The sequence below is a fragment of the Providencia sp. SP181 genome, from assembly GCF_050446505.1.
Classification (GTDB): domain Bacteria; phylum Pseudomonadota; class Gammaproteobacteria; order Enterobacterales; family Enterobacteriaceae; genus Providencia; species Providencia vermicola.
The window spans coordinates 82080-100092 of the sequence record NZ_JBBPXM010000005.1 but is presented as its reverse complement, the minus strand read 5'-3'; the positions used below and the strand labels follow the sequence as shown (position 1 = coordinate 100092).

Here is an 18013-nt window from a genome sequence, read left to right as displayed (position 1 = left end):
GCATGCTAAGTGCACAACAAGTCAGTTGCCATCGTCAAAATCGCATTTTATTTCAACAGCTCGATTTTACCGTTCAACCGAGTGAAATTTTGCAGGTTGAAGGGCCTAATGGCGCGGGAAAAACCACGCTTTTACGAATGATGGCTGGGCTACTTAAGCCTGATGAGGGCGAGGTATGTTGGCAAAATCAACCGATTGACAAACTTAAAGAAGAATTTACTCGCCATTTGCTGTATTTAGGCCACAAACCTGCTGTTAAATCGTTACTCACGCCGTATGAAAACCTCAAGTTTTATCATCAAATGCACCATAAAGGGCCTGAAGGGGATAGCATATGGCAGGCTTTAGAGGAAGTTTCGTTGATTGGCTTTGAAGATATTCCTGTGAACCAGCTTTCTGCAGGGCAGCAGCGCCGTGTGAACTTAGCACGCTTGTGGTTAAGTGAAGCACCATTGTGGATCCTAGACGAGCCTTTTACCGCAATTGATGTGGCAGGGGTTGAACGGTTAACGATGCGTTTTCATCAACATGCTAATCAAGGGGGGATTATTTTGTTTACCTCTCATCAGGCGATGTCAGGGCGATTTGGCTCATTAAAACTGACAGGTGGAGGTGAATCATGTTTTGGTTATTAATTAAACGAGAATTGAAAATTGCCTTTCGCAGTTTTTCTGAGTTAGTTAACCCACTGTGGTTTTTCTTGATTGTCATTACGCTTTTTCCGCTGAGTATTGGGCCAGAGCCACAGCTATTATCACGTATTTCTGTAGGGGTTTTTTGGGTTGCTGCCATTTTATCATCTTTACTTTCTTTAGAGCGTTTATTTAAAGATGATTACCTTGATGGCTCCCTTGAGCAGCTATTGTTGGCGCCTCATCCCTTGTTTATCACTGTTTTTGCAAAAGTGATTGCACACTGGTTAGTGACGGGTTTACCGCTGATTTTATTGTCACCAATCGCTGCATTGATGTTGTCATTTACTAGCGATACCCTAATGGTATTAGCGGGAACATTACTACTGGGAACGCCTGTGTTAAGCTTTATTGGCGCGATAGGTGCAGCACTGACGGTGTCATTAAAAAAAGGTGGTGTGTTAGTTAGTTTGCTGGTATTGCCTTTATATATTCCCGTGTTGATTTATGCGACAGGTACCATGGAAGCGCACAGTTTCAAAATGCCATTAGATGGCTATTTTGCCATTCTCGCTGCATTATTTGCCGCAAGTATTACTTTCTCCCCTTTAGCGATTGCAGCAGCGTTGAAAATCAATATTAGCAATAGCTAAAAATCACATCATTTATCTTTAAATAAGGGTGAATTATTGCCCTTATCGCCCTTTCTTAGTTATTTTCACTCATCAAGCTCTAGTTCACAATAAAATCTAAATCAATAAGATATATTTACTCATTTTTTGGGTGGCTATTAGTTATTTTTTATTTTTTTAGCGTAACAATAATGGTGGAAATAATTTTTATGCCAAGTTAATAAGGTTTATCAGTGAACTTAACGCCATTTAAATAAGCTGGTTTTTCTATTGTTTTTTTTATGAAAAACTTTTTTACAGTTTAATATTACATTTAAATCAATTCATTAAATAAAATACTAAAGGGTGTAATAAAAATGCAGGGGCTAGTCCGATTGTAATTTAAGTCAAATTGTGTAAAGTTGCGTATATTGACTTAACTCAAATCATAGTGATTAATAAAAATAATGTTTTTAAAGCGTAATTTTATCTATGGATCAATTTTATTTACCTTTTGTTTTCCTACCGTCGCAAAAGCCTCACTATTGAAGCCTGATAATACAGATAACTTATTTAATCGGCAGACGCAGCAGCAGCAAGCGCAACAACAACAATTTGACGCGAAGGCTCCTGATGTCAGCTTGCTTTCACCTATTGCAAAAACACAGTTGCAATTCCCTGAGGAAACCCCCTGCTTTGTGATTAGACAAGTTGAAATCACAGGGCAAGAAGGCTTACCTCATTGGGTTCCTGTACAACGTTTAGCCAATCAGGCGGTTGGGCATTGTATTGGTATTGATGGTATCAATCTCTTAATTACCGACGTGCAGAATCGTTTGATCAGTCATGGCTGGATCACTTCACGAGTGTTGGTACCTGAGCAAGATTTATCTACGGGCACACTTAAATTGGTGGTGCTACCTGGTAAGGTACAAAAAGTCCTCTTTACTGATAACTCATCTCAATACAGCACGTTATATACCGCGATGCCAGCGCATTCGGGAAATTTATTAGATTTGCGTGATATTGAGCAAGGCCTCGAAAATTTACAACGCTTACCAACGGTACAAGCCTCAATGGAAATGATCCCTGGGGATGGGCCAGGCGAAACGCAAATTGTGATTAATCGGCAACAATCACGCTATTGGCATGCGAGCGCATGGACAGATAACACAGGGTCAAAAAGTACGGGTAAAAACCAAGCTGGTATCATGCTTGCCTTGGATAATCCGACCTCACTGAGCGATCTTTTCTACATTACTGCAACTCGTGACTTGAGCTTTTCAAGTAGCAAGGATACGACGAACTACAGTGCCCACTATTCTGTTCCTTTTGGTTATTGGCAATTTGCGACCACGGCGAGTGATTATGAATATACACAAACAATTGCTGGTATGAATGATGATATTCAATATCGTGGAAAAAGTAAGAGCTTAAACTTGCAGCTCAGCAATGTGTTATATCGTGATGCAACAGCAAAAACGACGGCAACGTATGATGTTAACTTACGCGAAACACGTAACTTTGTTCGTGATACCGAAATTGAAAACCAAAAGCGCCGTACTACCTCTTGGAAACTGGGTCTCAACCATCGTCAATATATCGGGCAGTCAACGATCACCGCTGGCGCAAGCTATCAACATGGAACGCGTTGGTTTGGTGCGATGCCTGCTTTTGAAGAAACGAACGATCCCAACTCAAGGGAATATGCCACTGCACTGGCAAAAGTGATGCAATTTTCAGCCTCCGCAAGTATTCCTTTTCGTGTTTCAGACCAACAACTGCGTTTTGAAACTCAATATTTACGCCAAATTAGTGACAGACAGCTAACTCCTCAAGATCAATTCAGTATCGGTAACCGCTGGACGGTTCGCGGCTTTGATGGGGAACGAACTCTCAGTGCAGACCAAGGATGGACGCTAAGAAATACCCTTTCATGGGTAACACCGCTCCCGAACCAAGAGCTCTATCTTGGGGCTGATTATGGGGAAATTGGTGGACACGGTACATACCGTAATCTTGGCAATCACCTAGCGGGGGGCGCAATTGGTCTGAGGGGAGCAATCAGTGCGGCTAACCTCAGCTACGACCTCTCTATTGGTACGCCATTCTCTAAACCTGACGGATTTAAAACGGATCCGGCGACGTTTGCATTTTCTGTTAATTGGAATTATTAAGGTATCTCAGGATGAATAAGTTATTTTACCGCTTAATTTTTAATGCAGCGCGCCAAATGGTGATGGTCGTTGCGGACATTACTCGCAGTCATCAAGCAGGGCCTGCGTGCCAAACAGAAAATCGTGTTAAAAAAACAGCAAATAGCCGAGTTCGTTGGTCAATTAAACCCATTGTTACCAGTCTTTGGTTGACGTTGGGTATGGTGAGCATTAGCGCTTCCGCATCGAACATTAAAGCGGATAGTAATGCGCCTAGTAATCAGCAACCGACGATTGTGAATACCCAAAATGGGTTACCTCAAGTGAATATTCAAGCGCCTAATCGTGATGGGGTTTCACGTAATCAATATAGCCAATTTGATGTTGATAACAAAGGGGCAATCCTGAATAACAGTCGCCACGATGTAAACACACAATTGGGTGGGATGATCCAAGGCAATGAGTGGTTGGCAAAGGGCGAGGCGAAAATCATCTTAAATGAGGTAAATAGCCGCGATCCGAGTCAATTAAACGGTTTTATCGAAGTTGCAGGGAAAAAAGCCGATGTGATCATCGCCAATCCAGCGGGGATCACCTGTAATGGTTGTGGGTTTATCAATGCGGATAAAGCTTTGCTATCGGCAGGCAAAACCTTGATTGAAAATGGCAAAATCAAAGGGTTTGAAGTTGATAAAGGCAGTATCAATATTGTTGGTAAGGGGTACAACGGTAATGGTACCAACTATACGGCGTTAATCGCCCGTTCAGTCAATATTAATGCTAAATTGCATGCTAAAGACTTAGCCATTACCACAGGGAAAAACACGGTTGCAGCGGATGGGAAAACCATTCTCAAAACGGATAATTCCACAACGGATGATAAACCTGAGTTTGCTTTAGATGTTGCTGCATTGGGGGGGATGTACGCTAATACCATCAAAATGCGTGGAACAGAAAATGGCGTGGGTGTACGAAATGCAGGGCATATTGGGGCAGAAGCTGGGGATATCACTTTATCAGCGAATGGTAAAGTGGGGAACTCGGGGGTGATCACGGCACGCCAAAACATTGCCATCGACAGCCAACAATCAATTCATAACCAAGGTACTGTTTTAGCTCAGCAAAATGTGAAGCTCAATGCAAAACAGGCAATTACCAACACCGATAAAGGCCAAATGGTTGCTGGACGTGATACGGCCTTAAATGCCGCACAAATCAACAGTGATAAAACAGCCTTGCTCGCGGCAGGGGTCGACAGCAAAGGAAAATTAACCTCGGCGGGCTCTTTAACGGTTCAAGGTGATAAAAACGTTACACTTCAAGGTGATATTGTTGCTAAAGAATCGTTAACAGCGACAGGGAGTGAACTCGACCTTTCGTTCTCAAATACCCAAGCTCAAAACATCACACTGACATCGACAATAAAAGATATTCGCACCAAAGAAGCGCATTTACAGGCAACGGATAAAGTCACATTAACGGCAAAAACAGGGATTGATAACCAAAAAGGGGAAATTGTTGCCAAAGACTTGTTGTTAATTGCCCCTGAATTTATCCATAACCAACAAGGTAAATTGGTCCAAACGGGCAATTCGAAAAACGCATTACAGACTCAACTGCTTGATAACCAAAATGGGGAAATTAACCTTGCGGGTGATACCGCAATCATCACGCAGCAGTTGAATAACCAGTCAGGGCAGCTGCTCAGCCGTGATGGCAAAGTGGATATTCAAAGTCAAAATGTGAACAACCAGCAAGGCACGATTTTAGCCTCTGGCAAACAAGGGCTATCCATCAAAACAGACAAGTTGGATGGAAAAAAAGGGGAAATTCTGACCAGTGGCGTCCTAAGCTTAACTGGGAAATCCATGAATTTGGATAATGGGAAGACTCAAGCTGAACAAATCACCTTAAAAGCCAATGCGTTCTCTCATCGCCAAGGAAATATCCTACAAACAGGCGATAAAGCCATGACGGTGGACGTTGCGACGACCTTGGATAACCATGGGGGAAGTGTGTCATCCAAAGGTGACCTGCACATACAGGCCGATAACCTTGATAACAGTGATGGTAAATTATTCACCAGTGCTAACAAACAGTTAGAGATCACTGCAACCACAAAATTGAATAACACGCAGGGCGTGATCCAAACTGATAAATATTTAGCTATCAAAGCCAATCAGCTGGTGAATACACAAGGAAAAATTAGCAGTTTATCAGGCGCTGCATTACTCACCGCAAACCAGGTGGATGGCCATAAAGGAACGGTTTTCGCACAAAACTCTTTGCACATTGAAAGTCAAGATATCAATTTAAATCATGGGCTTACGCAAGCTAATCAAATTACCATTTTAGCCAATAACTTTTCCCATCAAGGTGCAACGTTACTGCAAGTAGGGGAAGGGAAAACAGAACTACGCATTCAAAATCATTTTGATAATCAGCGTGGGGAAATCTCCAGCAATGGGCAAATTGAGATTTCAGCCAATGCGTTGAATAACCAAGACGGCAAAATTATTGCAGCGAAATTAGGGCAATTATCCCTAAATATTCAACAAGCATTGAATAATACTCAAGGCACATTATTAGGTAATCAAGGTATTAAACTTGCAGCAAATCGTTTGATTAACCAATCAGGTAAACTTATTGCGAGCTTTGGAGATAACCAGCTAACACTTAAGCAGCTAGAGGGCGAGAAAGGCGAAATACTCTCGAAAGGCAAGCTGACTTTAACGGCAGATAATCTCAACCTTAATGACGCAATTACCCAAGCTGACAATATTCAGATAGACGGGAAAAATCTTTCTCATCAACGTGGGAAAATGCTGCAAACGGGCAGTGAAAAAGGCCAAATAAAACTGACTCAAGCCCTTGATAACCAAGCGGGTAATATCAGTAGCCAAGGTGCTTTACATCTGGATGTGAACGCGTTGGCTAACCAACAAGGTACTGTCGTTGCTGCGAAAGTGGGGGCATTGTTTATTCATGCACAAGACAGCGTAGATAACACAGCAGGAACGCTGTTTGCCGAACATGATTTCACATTGAACGCCTCGCAACTCACTAATGTGGATGGCAAGGTGATTAGCAAGCAAGGAGACATGTTCATTGTTGCTGAAAATGTACAAGGCCAGCGCGGGGAAATTATCGCGGATGGGGAGCTTGTACTGCATGGACAAGACATTGACTTGAGCGCAGGAAATACACAAGCCAATCACATTCAGCTGACAGCGGAAAACCTAAACCATCAGCAAGGGACAATGACTCAACTTGGAGAGCAACAAGGTTCACTTCTCGTTTCTCAACACCTAAATAACCAAGCGGGTAACATCAGTGGTAATGGTTCTTGGCAGATAACGGCAAATACGTTAGGAAACCAACAAGGCAAAATATTCAGTGCAAGAATGGGGGCGTTAAACCTACAAATTCAACAGGTACTGGATAATACAAGCGGCACCTTAACTGGACGCCAAGGGGTATTCGCCGATACTCAATTACTGATTAACCGTACAGGTAAAGTGATTGCGAGTATGGGGGATGTTACCTTAAACAGCCAATCTCTTGATGGTGATAAAGGCGAGCTACTGGCTGCAAATACCTTGAATATTCAAGGTGAAACGCTGTCATTAAACCAAGGGGTTACTCAGGCAGATCAGGTTTTTCTCACGGCAAACACCCTCGAACACCAAAATGGCAAATTATTACAAACAGGTGATAAAGCAGGAAAAATCACGCTGCAAGGGCGGTTAAACAACCAAGCAGGTGAAATTGGCAGTAATGGCCACTTTACGATAACAGCGGATTCCCTTGATAACCAAGATGGCCAGATCTTAACAGCAAATAATGGTCACTTATCCATTGATGTAAAAAATGAGTTAGTTAACCAAAATGGTGCTTTGGTCGGTGAAAATGGCTTGAAAATCACAGCGAGTGAACTGAATAACCAGCAGGGTAAGGTTGTCGCACGCCATGGGAATAGCACATTAGATATTGAGGGTCATATCAATAACCAAGCGGGACTTATTGCGGCAGAGCAAGTATTGCAGATGCGTAACCAAGCACTGCAAAACCAGCAAGGGTACATTCAGGCCAATAGCATCAATATCAATACCCAAAACCAGTTATTTGATAACACACAAGGGGCATTGTTAGCGCAACAAAAACTCACGTTAAATAGCGGTAAAATTGAAAACCAGCAGGGCACCATTCAGTCAGGTAGTGACATGCTGATTGATACTCATGGTGAGCAATTAAACAATACACAAAGTGATGATAATAAAGGTATTTATGCACAAGGCGGGCTAACGTTAACCACGGGGGGGCTCGATAACGAAAAAGGCCGTATTGTGGCAAAAGGCCAGTTGGCGCTTAATAGCCAAGCGTTAACTAACCAGCAAGGTTTGATTGGCAGCCAATCTGCTATCTCGATGAAAACTCAGCAGTTGGATAACACCGAAGGCACGATTAAGGGGCAATCTATCACCCTTGATACTCAAGGCCAACGTTTAACCAACACCGCAAAAACAGACGATCAAGGGATTTTTGCTAGCCAAAAACTGGCGTTAACGGTTGGTGAGCTGATTAATCAACAAGGCCATATTCAAGCGAGTGATATTAGAATCGATACACAGAAAAACCGTGTCGATAACTCCCAAGGGGAAATTTTAGCCAGTTTCGGGTTAAGCTTGAACAGTGGGGAGTTTGATAACCAGCAAGGGCGGGTTCAAGCAGGTCTGCAGTTAGCCTTGGACACTCATGGGCAGCTTCTCAACAATAGCTACACACAAAAAAGTGGTGGGTTGTTAAGTGGTGGGAACCTCACGCTCAACAGCGGCAAATTAACGAACCAGCAAGGGCGGATTTATTCGGGTGGCTTATTGGATATCAATACTCAGAAAAATGATGTATTGAACCAAGAGGGCGTGTTGGCGAGTGAAGAGAAACTCACCCTAACAGCCAATGATCTGAAGAATCAGCAAGGGTTCGTACAAGGTAAACAAGGCTTAAATGTCGATGTTAATCATATCGATAACCAAAAAGGCACACTCTTAAGTCAATCTTCAGCGAAAATCACAGGCACCACCCTGAATAACCGCGAAGGAACATTGCAATCACAGGGAAATAGCCACCTGACGATTACGCAAGGTGTTGATAACCAACAAGGGCAAATTTTATCAGGGGCAGATTTACAGGTTGCTAGCCAATACCTGAATAACACCAAAGGCACTCTTCAAGGGCTAAACAACGTTGAATTGCTTTTAGTGCAACAGCTTGATAACCAACAAGGCTGGATTAAAGCTAATGGTAACCTGAATATCACCGCAAAGAATATTGATAACCAAAATACCGCCCAAGCAGGGCAAGGGATTGAAGGGCAAAATACCACGCTAAAAGCGACTGAATTGAATAACCAACGTGGCGCAGTGCGCGCAGGGCAAGCTATTCAGGCAAATATCGCTCAATCCTTAAATAATAACCAAGGCATGGTATCCGCAGGGTCAGATTTGACCATTACTGATAATGTGAAAGGAAAAGCCTTAACGCTGACAAACCAGCAAGGGGTCATCGTTAGCAATGGTTCTGCGAGTGTATCAGCGAACACATTAACAGGCGAAGGGAAACTTATTGCCCAAAAAGCACTGACATTCGCTATTAATCAAGCATTTGAAAATCATGGGCGTATTCAGGCGGGCGAACGCTTAACCGCTAATTTTGCCCAAGGTTTCACAAATTATGGGCTAATGTCTAGCCTTGGTGAGCTTGCTTTAAGCACGACGGCTGTCATTAATCAGCTATCTGGGGAAATTAGTGGGCAAAATACGCGAATCAAGGCCAGTGGCAACGTCCTCAATACTGGGATAATTGATGGTACCTTGACCCACATTGTTGCAAAAAATCTCGATAACGTAGGTACAGGGCGTATTTATGGCGATTTCTTATCAATAGTAGCCAATGCCTTATTGAATGATAAACAAGGGGATAAATCGGCGGTTATTGCAGGGCGTAAAGAGGTTAATCTCGCAGTTTCTGAGCTGGTAAACCGCGACCACGCTTTAATTTACAGTGACGGTGATTTAGCCATCGGCAATGTGCTCAACGACAAGCTACAAGCCACAGGCCATGCTAAAAGTGTGAAAAACCACAGTGCAAATATTGAAGCGGATGGCAATCTTACTCTCAAAACTGATCTACTGGAAAACAAAGATATTCACATAGAGCTGACTGAAAAACCAGTTGAAGTTAGCCGCGAGCACTTTGATTGGTACGATTACGGTAATGGTAAGCGCTATAAAATTCAGCCACGTAATGGTAACCAAACCCGTTATGCGATTAATGACGATGGTACGCTCAACAAAGAAGTGGGTATTCACTATGAAAAATCCAATCGCTGGCGGATGTTTGAGTATGGTAATTGGACTAAAAATTTCTATGAATATGATTACGACCGTATAATTTATGAAACGCAAATCATCAAACGCGATGCAGCATTAATCACCAGTGGTAAACACTTAACGATTGATGGACAGCAACTGAACAATGAAAATTCACGCGTTGTTGCGGGGCAAAACCTGACCTTAACAGGCTATGAGCTAAACAATAAAGAAGCACAAGGTGTTCGTCATATTTTTGAGGATGGAAATACGATTTATCGCTATAAAGGCGGTGGTAAATGGAAAACGCGTACTAGTACGTCAAAATACCAAGGTATTAATAGCGAAGAAGATTTACCGCTACATTTACTGGAGGTAAAAGAGCAAGCGGGGGGAATTAATAAAACTCACTTGGATGGTGTGAAAGTCAATCCGCTCGATGGCGCAGCGGATACCGTGTCTGAGTCAACGATAACGGATAACCAAGGGGCGTTGCTGGCGGAAACTACATTAAAAGACAGTCAAAATACGCCTCTTGAGCTTACAGCAGGCCAACAGGCTGAAGTAACGCAATTACCTTCGGTTTCGGCGAAAGCTGACGTGAGCGATGATAAAACTGTTGGCGCGACAGCGCAGACAGGTGATGCCAATGTGGGGAATGGTACTGATATTCAAGGCCAAACTGACGTAGGTAAAGGGCAAAATATCACGGCAGAAAAAGCGCCCCAAGGTAAAGACAACCTCGATACCGTGATCAGAACCGTTGGGCCAAGTACCCAATTGCCAGATAACAGCTTGTTTAACGTCATACCAGGCACGGATAGCCAGTTCTTAATTGAAACGGACTCTCGCTTCACTAATTACAAAAAATGGTTATCCAGCATTGATATTGTCACTAATGAGCAGCTACATAAGCGCTTAGGTGATGGCTATTATGAGCAACGCTTAGTTCGCGATCAATTGATTGAAACTACAGGGCAGCGCTTATTAGGCAACTACAATAGTGATGAAGAACAATACCGTGCGCTGCTGACGAATGGTGTTGCGTTTGGTAATCAATTTAACCTGACTCCAGGTATTGCATTATCACCAGAACAAATGGCGAACTTAACAACCGATATTGTGTGGATGGTAAATAAAGAAGTCACCTTGCCAGATGGACGTGTTGAGATGGTAAGTGTGCCCCAGGTGTATGTTCGTACACGCCAAGGCGATCTAAACGGCAATGGCGCACTACTTGCAGGGCGCAATGTGTCTGCCAATATTACGGGTGATTTGCTCAATAGTGGTGAAATTAACAGCCGCGAATTAACAGATTTACGCGCAGAAAATATTGAAAACAGCGGGCGTATTCAAGGGAAGGATATTCAGCTCAATGCATTGAAAGATATAAAAAATGTGGGTGGTGAAATCCGTGGTTTAGATAGCGTATCACTCTTCGCGGGGCGCGATATTCTCAGCGAAACCGCGCAGCGTGGAGATGGCCAATCACAATGGCTCGACCGCCCTGCCAGCATTTATGTCACGGGTGATAACGGTCAGCTTACCTTAAAAGCCGTGCAAGATATCAACCTGATCGCTACAGATGTTGGCAATTTAGGCGTTGATGGTAAAACCTCCATTATTGCGGGTCAGGATATTAGTTTAGAAACGCGCGATGTTAGCTCAGCGTTTGATTACACACATAATTCAAGCAATTACTATCGTGGCGCTAATAGCACAGAAGTGGGCACACAAATCCAAACTCAAGGGGATTTAACACTGTCTGCAGGGCAAGATCTCTCCGCTCGCGCAGCGAATGTGTCCAGTGGCGGCGAATTAGCTGTGAATGTGGGGCGTGATATTAACCTGACCTCAGGGGTGGAAAGCAGTGACTATGCTAAGCACACCAAACACACGGACAAAGGTTTTCTATCGAGCACCACAAAAGAAACTCATGATGAAGTCAACGCGCGTACTGCGATCAGCAGTACATTAAGTGGCGATAGCATCAAAATGACCGCAGGTAATGACGTGAATATTCAGGGCAGCAATGTTCTGGGAACTAACGATGTTGCCGTCAATGCAGGTAACCAGCTGAATGTCACTACGTCTGATGAGGCGTTACATGAAACTCATATGTCCAAGACGAAGAAATCAGGGCTGATGAGTACAGGCGGCTTGGGTTTAACTGTCGGATCAACGTCTCAAAAAGTCACGACTGATAGTGACAGTAACTTGAAAAAAGGCAGCGTAATCGGCAGCTCCGCAGGTGATGTGACACTGGAGGCTGGTGGTTCAGCGAACATCCATGGCAGTGATGTGATCGCCGCGAAAGATATTAATATCACAGGCAGTGACGTGAATATTACGGCCGCTGAAAATAGCCGAACCGATATCACGACGGTGGAAAGTAAGTCCAGTGGCCTCACGGTGTCATTAGGTGGTACTGCGGGCAGTATGTTAGACGGTATGGCGCAGACAGCGAAATCGGCGAAACAGGAAGACGATGGCCAATTAGCGGCACTTAAAGGGATGAAAGCGGGTCTGCAAGGTGTTCAAGCAGAACAAGCCGGTGAGTTGGCTGGGCTGAAAAAAGGCGGCAGTGTCACAGATGCCTTTGGTGTGAACGTGTCTTATGGCAGTAGCTCGTCAAAATCCACGACAAAAACGCAGCAAAATACCGCATCTGGTAGCAGCCTGAGCGCTGGGGATAATATTAACCTTACAGCCACGGGCAAAAAAGAAGGCAGTCAAGGCAACTTGGCAGTACAAGGCAGCCAGTTAACCGCAGATAAAGACATCACCTTAACAGCAAAAAATGATATCGACCTGACCAGTGCTAGCAACACGCAAACGGTGGATGGCAAAAACTCAAGCTCAGGCAGTTCAATTGGTGCGGGTATTAGTACGGGCGGTTGGAATGTTAATGCGAGCGTGAATAAAGGCAATGGCTTTGAGAAAGGCAATAGCCAGTTCTATACTGATACAGAGGTTAATGCGGGCAAACAACTGACGCTTAACAGTGGTAAAGACACCACGTTAACCGGTGCGCAGGTGAGCGGTGAAACCGTGAAAGCCAATGTGGGTGGGGATTTGACCCTATCTAGCCAGCAGGTGACGGACAAATATGACTCGAAACAACAAAGTGGCAGTGTATCTGGCAGCATTGGAACAGGGTTAAATACCACGGCTTCGGTGAATGCCAATAAAACCGAGATGCACAGCGATTATCAATCGGTGGATAAACAAACGGGTATCAATGCCGGTAAAGGTGGCTTTGATATCACGGTCGGCAAGCACACTCAACTCGACGGCGCGGTGATTAGCAGTACGGCAGAGGCGGATAAGAACACATTGGATACGGGCACAATGGGCTTTGGGGACATCAAAAACAAGGCCGAGTACAAGGTGGATAGTCAAAGTGGTGGCTTTAGTACGGGGGGCTCTCCATTTGCAGACCAGCTTGCGGGGAATGCCGCGGGATCCTTGTTGACTAATGTGAACAACCAAGGCAAAGACAGCAACACCACGCACTCAGCGGTGTCGGAAGGTGAAATTGTTATCCGTGATAAGGCTAATCAGAAGCAAGATATCAACGACTTAAGCCGAGATACAGACAATGCCCATGAGAAACTCAATACGATTTTTGACAAAGAAAAAGAGCAAAAACGGATAGAAAAAACGCAGTTAGTGGGCGAATTAGGTAAGCAGATTACCGATATTGCGGTGACGAATGAGACGATTAAAGCCACGAAGAAGGTGAATGCGGAAAATAAAACGCCAACAGAGAAGGAAAGAGAGGATGCACAAAAAGCGCTAGCAAAACAAGGTGTAGAGACAAATGATTTAAGTGTGATAGACGGTTATATCAAAGAGCAGGCGATTCAGGCTGAAATCAACGGTTCAGGTTGGCAAGTCGGTGGAGACAAACGACGCATAGTCGAGTCAGGCACCGCTTTGATTCAAGGGCTTATCAGTGGAGATGTGAATAAAGCGGTGGCGAATGCGAGTGCGCCGTATATTGCCAATGAAATCGCCAAACAAATACCAAAAGAAAATCAGGAAGGTCGGATTATCGCCCACGGTATTGCGAATGTTGCATTAGCGCTGGCAAAAGGTGAAAATGCGGGAGCGCAATCGCTGGGAGCGATGACGGGTGAAGCGGTAGGCATGTTGTCGGTGGAACTGTACGGTAAAACGGTCGGTGAGCTGACGGAAGACGAAAAAGCGACAGTCAGTGCATTTGCGAGCTTGGCGGCGGGTATTGCAGGTGGATTAGTGGGCGGCGATACCTCCAGTGCGGCAAATGCAGCCGAAGCAGGGAAGACCACGGTTGAGAATAACTTCTTACATGCTGAAAAAATAATTACTTTCGTTGGTGAATTCGCTAATGCAAAAACACCAGAAGAGAGAAAACAGTTACAACAAGATATTGATAAACTAGACAAAAAACTGCAATCGCAAGCGGAAGCTTGGGGAATATCAACCAATGATATGAAGAGCGCTTTAGATAGCTTGAAAACATTGGAAGGGTTACCTGATTGTAATGTGCAATGCCAAGAAATGGTAAAAGATTCAATATCTAAACTTGAGCCCGCATTAGAAAATAGGATCACAAAGCACTCTTCACAAACAGAAAATCTCAAAGAGCTAACAGGTATTTTAGCCACTGTGATTGTGATGAATGAAAACGGGTTGATTGATGGTCGAACCACTATATCGAGTGGTGGTAAAGGGGTATCTAACGGTACAGGATCTTCTAAGATTGATAATGCTGTGAAAGGTAATGGGCAAAAAGGGAAAGAAATTAACCCAATAATTAATCAACCGAATATAACAGTAATCTCACCGGAAATAGAAACTAAGATACTTGCAGGACAAAGAGTTGGAAACTCAAATAAATTAATTGGGGGACACTCGCCTTCAGTGAATAATGAAAATCCAAACTATGCCGTAGAAACAATAAAATTGAATCCAGACGGTACAAGAGTTGTGAAATTTACGACTCAGTTCCCAGATGGGAACTTATCAAAAATTAAGACAAGTACACTATTTCCAGAGCATTGGTCAGATAAAAGCATTATTGATTCTGTAAATAAAATTGGTAATTCCAAAGCTATTGGACAAAGAAGCTCAACAGGTGAAACATTACATCGTGGTATAATTAATGGTGTAGAAATTGATGTGATTAAAAAAGGAAATCAAGTTACAGCTGGGTATCCAGTAGGTGGAAAACCGACTCCTGGCTTTAATCCAATCGATTGAGGCATGTACATGTATAAAGAATTTGATTTATGTATTACTGATTTTAGTAATGATAATGAACCTGGAGATTATTGGTATGATTGCGGTGTTGTTGAATCTGCTGAAATTTTAAGTAAATTCAACGAACCAGATTGGGCATGCCTATTTAATGAGTTAGCGAACAAATCTATATTTTGGAAAACTAGATTGGTCGAATGCTTGGGGGATTTAAAAAATAGTCATGAGCTAAATATTATTTTAAAGCTCATTGATACTGATGATTATGATTTATTTATTAGTTGTATTGACTCGTTAAGATCTATGGATATATGTAGTTTATCTGAGGATGATTTGGGCAAGATTAGTGATAAAATATATCATCTTGAGTCAAATGCTTCTTTGCCAGTGAAAAGTATTTTAGATAGTTTTTTACATAAATTTAAGAGTAAATAAACCCTGCTTTACACAGGGCCCTTCTTAATACTCTCACTCCCCAGCCAGCTGGATAATCAACTGTCTGGCTTGGCGAGTGAGGGTGTAGTGCACCCCATCTAAAACCTAATTTTTTCAAGCACTTACTGCTGATGCTCATCTATGGATTGGGGTTAGGTTTACCGCAGTTAGGGGCGTAGCCCACTGTATACTGTCTGGTTTTGACCACTTCTTCTTTAATCACCCATCCAAATATTGCAAGCCTATCGTGTTATTTCCCTTTCTTTTTTTGTTCAAAAACACCGAACAAACCACCGACAAATACGATTCGAAGCAAAAAGGTGGCAGCTTGTCGGGCAGTATTGGCACAGGGTTGAATACCACGGCATCGGTGAATGTGAATAAAACCGAGATGCACAGTGATTATCAATCGGTGGATAAACAAACGGGTATCAATGCAGGCAAAGGCGGTTTTGATATTACGGTGGGTATATATGAAGTCGCGCCGTTTGTAGGTAAACTCATTTTTATTTTGAATTATTGCAAGAAAAGACATTGTCTGAGATTGACGATATGATTGGCATTACAGGTTTTTACAGCTAGTTGATATCACAGTGATACTGGCTAATTTTAAAAAGATATGTGAGAAATAAACGCTGAATTAATAGTTTTTGGAGTAAAAGTTTATGGACCTTAGTTGGCTGGAAAAAACAAAAAACTATTTAATAAGTCATGAGGGTGGAGATCTCTATTATTTGGTTGAATCATTGATTAAAAGGGAAAAAATAACATATAGACAATTTCTTTATGATGCATCTCATGGCATTAGTAATGGTGAAGGTGAAGGATTCGATTTTGCATTGGATGGTGATTATGATGATCCAAATGACTTTAATTTTGTTGAGTTTTACGTTGGTGGGCTGGAAAGTACCGAAATGACAGTGTCTATTTTTATAGAGTTAATGCAATATATATCAGACAATTATGTCATTGATAATCCTACGGATAAAATATCAGTTGAGAAATCAATGCTAAGAATTAAGCAACGTTATTATAAATTTTTATAAAAAATAATTAATTTATTTTAACCTTCTAGTGAGCGATTTAGTCTGTAGCTAATACTGTCATCCAACTTTGATTACCTAAAAATATCCACATTAGCGTATAAGTAGAAAAATAGATTTATCAGCGTAGGGTGCTATAGTTTATGTGAAGAATATTATCCTTTAGCACAATATGAGAGAGGGACTTATGAGCTTTTTCCAAGAGATTTTAACTAAGGTCTTTAAACCCGCGGATGCCAAAATAGAAAATAGTGCAGACCCTGTTGCTGCAATGACGGAAGCGATTAGAGCCAATATTAATATCAGTAATGATGCTATTTCAGATAATAAAATTGATGCCATAGCTGTGTTAGAAGGCTTGGCAAAAAGTTACCCGCAAAAACTTAATTGGAAAGTGTCTATTGTTGATTTGTTAACATTATTAGGTTTGGATAATAGCTTAACGGCGCGGAAAAAGCTTGCTGCAGAGCTAGGTTATCAAGGTGATACAAGTGATACTGCAACCATGAATGTATGGTTAATTAAAGAAGTGATTAAGCAGTTAGAGCAAGCGGGTGGTAATGTGAATGAGCTCGTGAATCAACTCAAAAAATAAGTCTCAGTGGTGCCGTAGCGTTTTGACTACGGCACGCTTAAAGTCACCATTAAATAAAAATAGTACAGCCTTTATTTCTTAGCGCTTTAATCACTCTTGGTTCCTCTGTAAAGCTATTCCACCGCAAATCGAGTTTAATGAGGTCAGTTAAATTTATTAAACTGTCGGGTAATGTTTGAAGTTTATTGGCACGTAAATCCAAGTATTGGAGAGATAGCATTTCACCTATTGATTCAGGTAGTTGAGTTAACTGATTAAACCTTAAATTTAAAGTATGCAATTTCTTAAGTGCAGATATTGCAGGGGAGATAGTGTGAATTTTATTTTGATTTAGATCCAAAATACGAAGAGAAGATAGGCCCGAAATATTATCCGTAAGCTCTGAAATACAGTTATTCATCAAGTGTATTTCATGCACATTGGATAATTGAGAAAGTGAGCTGGAAAAACGCTCTATTTGGTTATTATACAGACGCAGTTCCTTAAGATTTTTTAACTGAGAAAACCAAGAGGGTATCTGCGTTAACAAGTTATCCGTTGCATTGAAATAAACCAGATTTTTTAACTGAGATAATGAATTTGGTAAAGTGTGAATGCCATTATCGCTCAAATAGAGGAATTGTAATTGATGCAGGTTACCCACTTCATCGGAAATTTCAACAATATGGTTGTGCCCTAAATCTAACATTTTGAGCCGCGTTAACTTTGCTATTTCTGCGGGGATCGATTGAATTTGATTACAAGAAAGATTAAGCACTTTTAGGTTTTCACAGTGAGTTACTCGGTAGGGAAATGCACTGAGATTATTGTTATAGGCGCTTACCAAGCTGTAATCAAAAGGCGCTAAAATAAGCGTATCAATTTCTTCTCGACAGCTTGAATCCAGATTGAGTTCAAACTCAGAGTTGGAATGTTGGTGTAGCATC

9 protein-coding genes are annotated in these 18013 nt (G+C 42.3%); 8 read left to right on the top strand and 1 reads right to left on the bottom strand.

Annotated features, from left to right (window positions below; genetic code table 11):
- The first annotated feature begins 2 nt into the window (after window positions 1–2).
- The 8 genes from ccmA to AABS66_RS10270 all read left to right on the top strand — a co-directional run bounded on the left by ccmA (window position 3) and on the right by AABS66_RS10270 (window position 17087).
- Complete coding sequence (ccmA, locus tag AABS66_RS10305; protein ID WP_272539034.1) at window positions 3–635, top strand: cytochrome c biogenesis heme-transporting ATPase CcmA; 633 nt, start codon at window positions 3–5, stop codon at window positions 633–635.
- Window positions 620–1285, top strand: coding sequence for a heme exporter protein CcmB (ccmB, locus tag AABS66_RS10300; RefSeq protein ID WP_206084699.1), 666 nt, complete (start codon window positions 620–622; stop codon window positions 1283–1285). The genes ccmA and ccmB overlap by 16 nt, the downstream gene beginning before the upstream one ends.
- A 425-nt stretch (window positions 1286–1710) precedes the next feature.
- Complete coding sequence (locus AABS66_RS10295) at window positions 1711–3420, top strand: ShlB/FhaC/HecB family hemolysin secretion/activation protein (protein ID WP_430224894.1); 1710 nt, start codon at window positions 1711–1713, stop codon at window positions 3418–3420.
- Between the two features lie 11 nt (window positions 3421–3431).
- Window positions 3432–15017, top strand: a complete 11586-nt coding sequence (locus AABS66_RS10290; protein ID WP_430224893.1) for a hemagglutinin repeat-containing protein — start codon at window positions 3432–3434, stop codon at window positions 15015–15017.
- A gap of 9 nt (window positions 15018–15026) precedes the next feature.
- Window positions 15027–15449, top strand: a complete 423-nt coding sequence (locus AABS66_RS10285; RefSeq protein WP_349422253.1) for a hypothetical protein — start codon at window positions 15027–15029, stop codon at window positions 15447–15449.
- A gap of 328 nt (window positions 15450–15777) precedes the next feature.
- Window positions 15778–16005: a hypothetical protein gene (locus AABS66_RS10280; protein WP_272539808.1), complete on the top strand. Its 228-nt coding sequence runs from the start codon at window positions 15778–15780 to the stop codon at window positions 16003–16005.
- A 109-nt stretch (window positions 16006–16114) separates the two neighbouring features.
- Entirely contained in the window at window positions 16115–16495 is a 381-nt protein-coding gene (locus tag AABS66_RS10275; protein ID WP_430224892.1) for a hypothetical protein, read from the top strand.
- 184 nt (window positions 16496–16679) lie between these two features.
- Window positions 16680–17087, top strand: coding sequence for a DUF3597 domain-containing protein (locus AABS66_RS10270; protein WP_206084705.1), 408 nt, complete (start codon window positions 16680–16682; stop codon window positions 17085–17087).
- A gap of 49 nt (window positions 17088–17136) precedes the next feature.
- On the opposite strand, the gene AABS66_RS10265 is transcribed toward AABS66_RS10270, so the two are convergent.
- Window positions 17137–18012: a leucine-rich repeat domain-containing protein gene (locus tag AABS66_RS10265; protein WP_272539810.1), complete on the bottom strand. Its 876-nt coding sequence runs from the start codon at window positions 18010–18012 to the stop codon at window positions 17137–17139.
- Window position 18013: the final 1 nt, after the last annotated feature.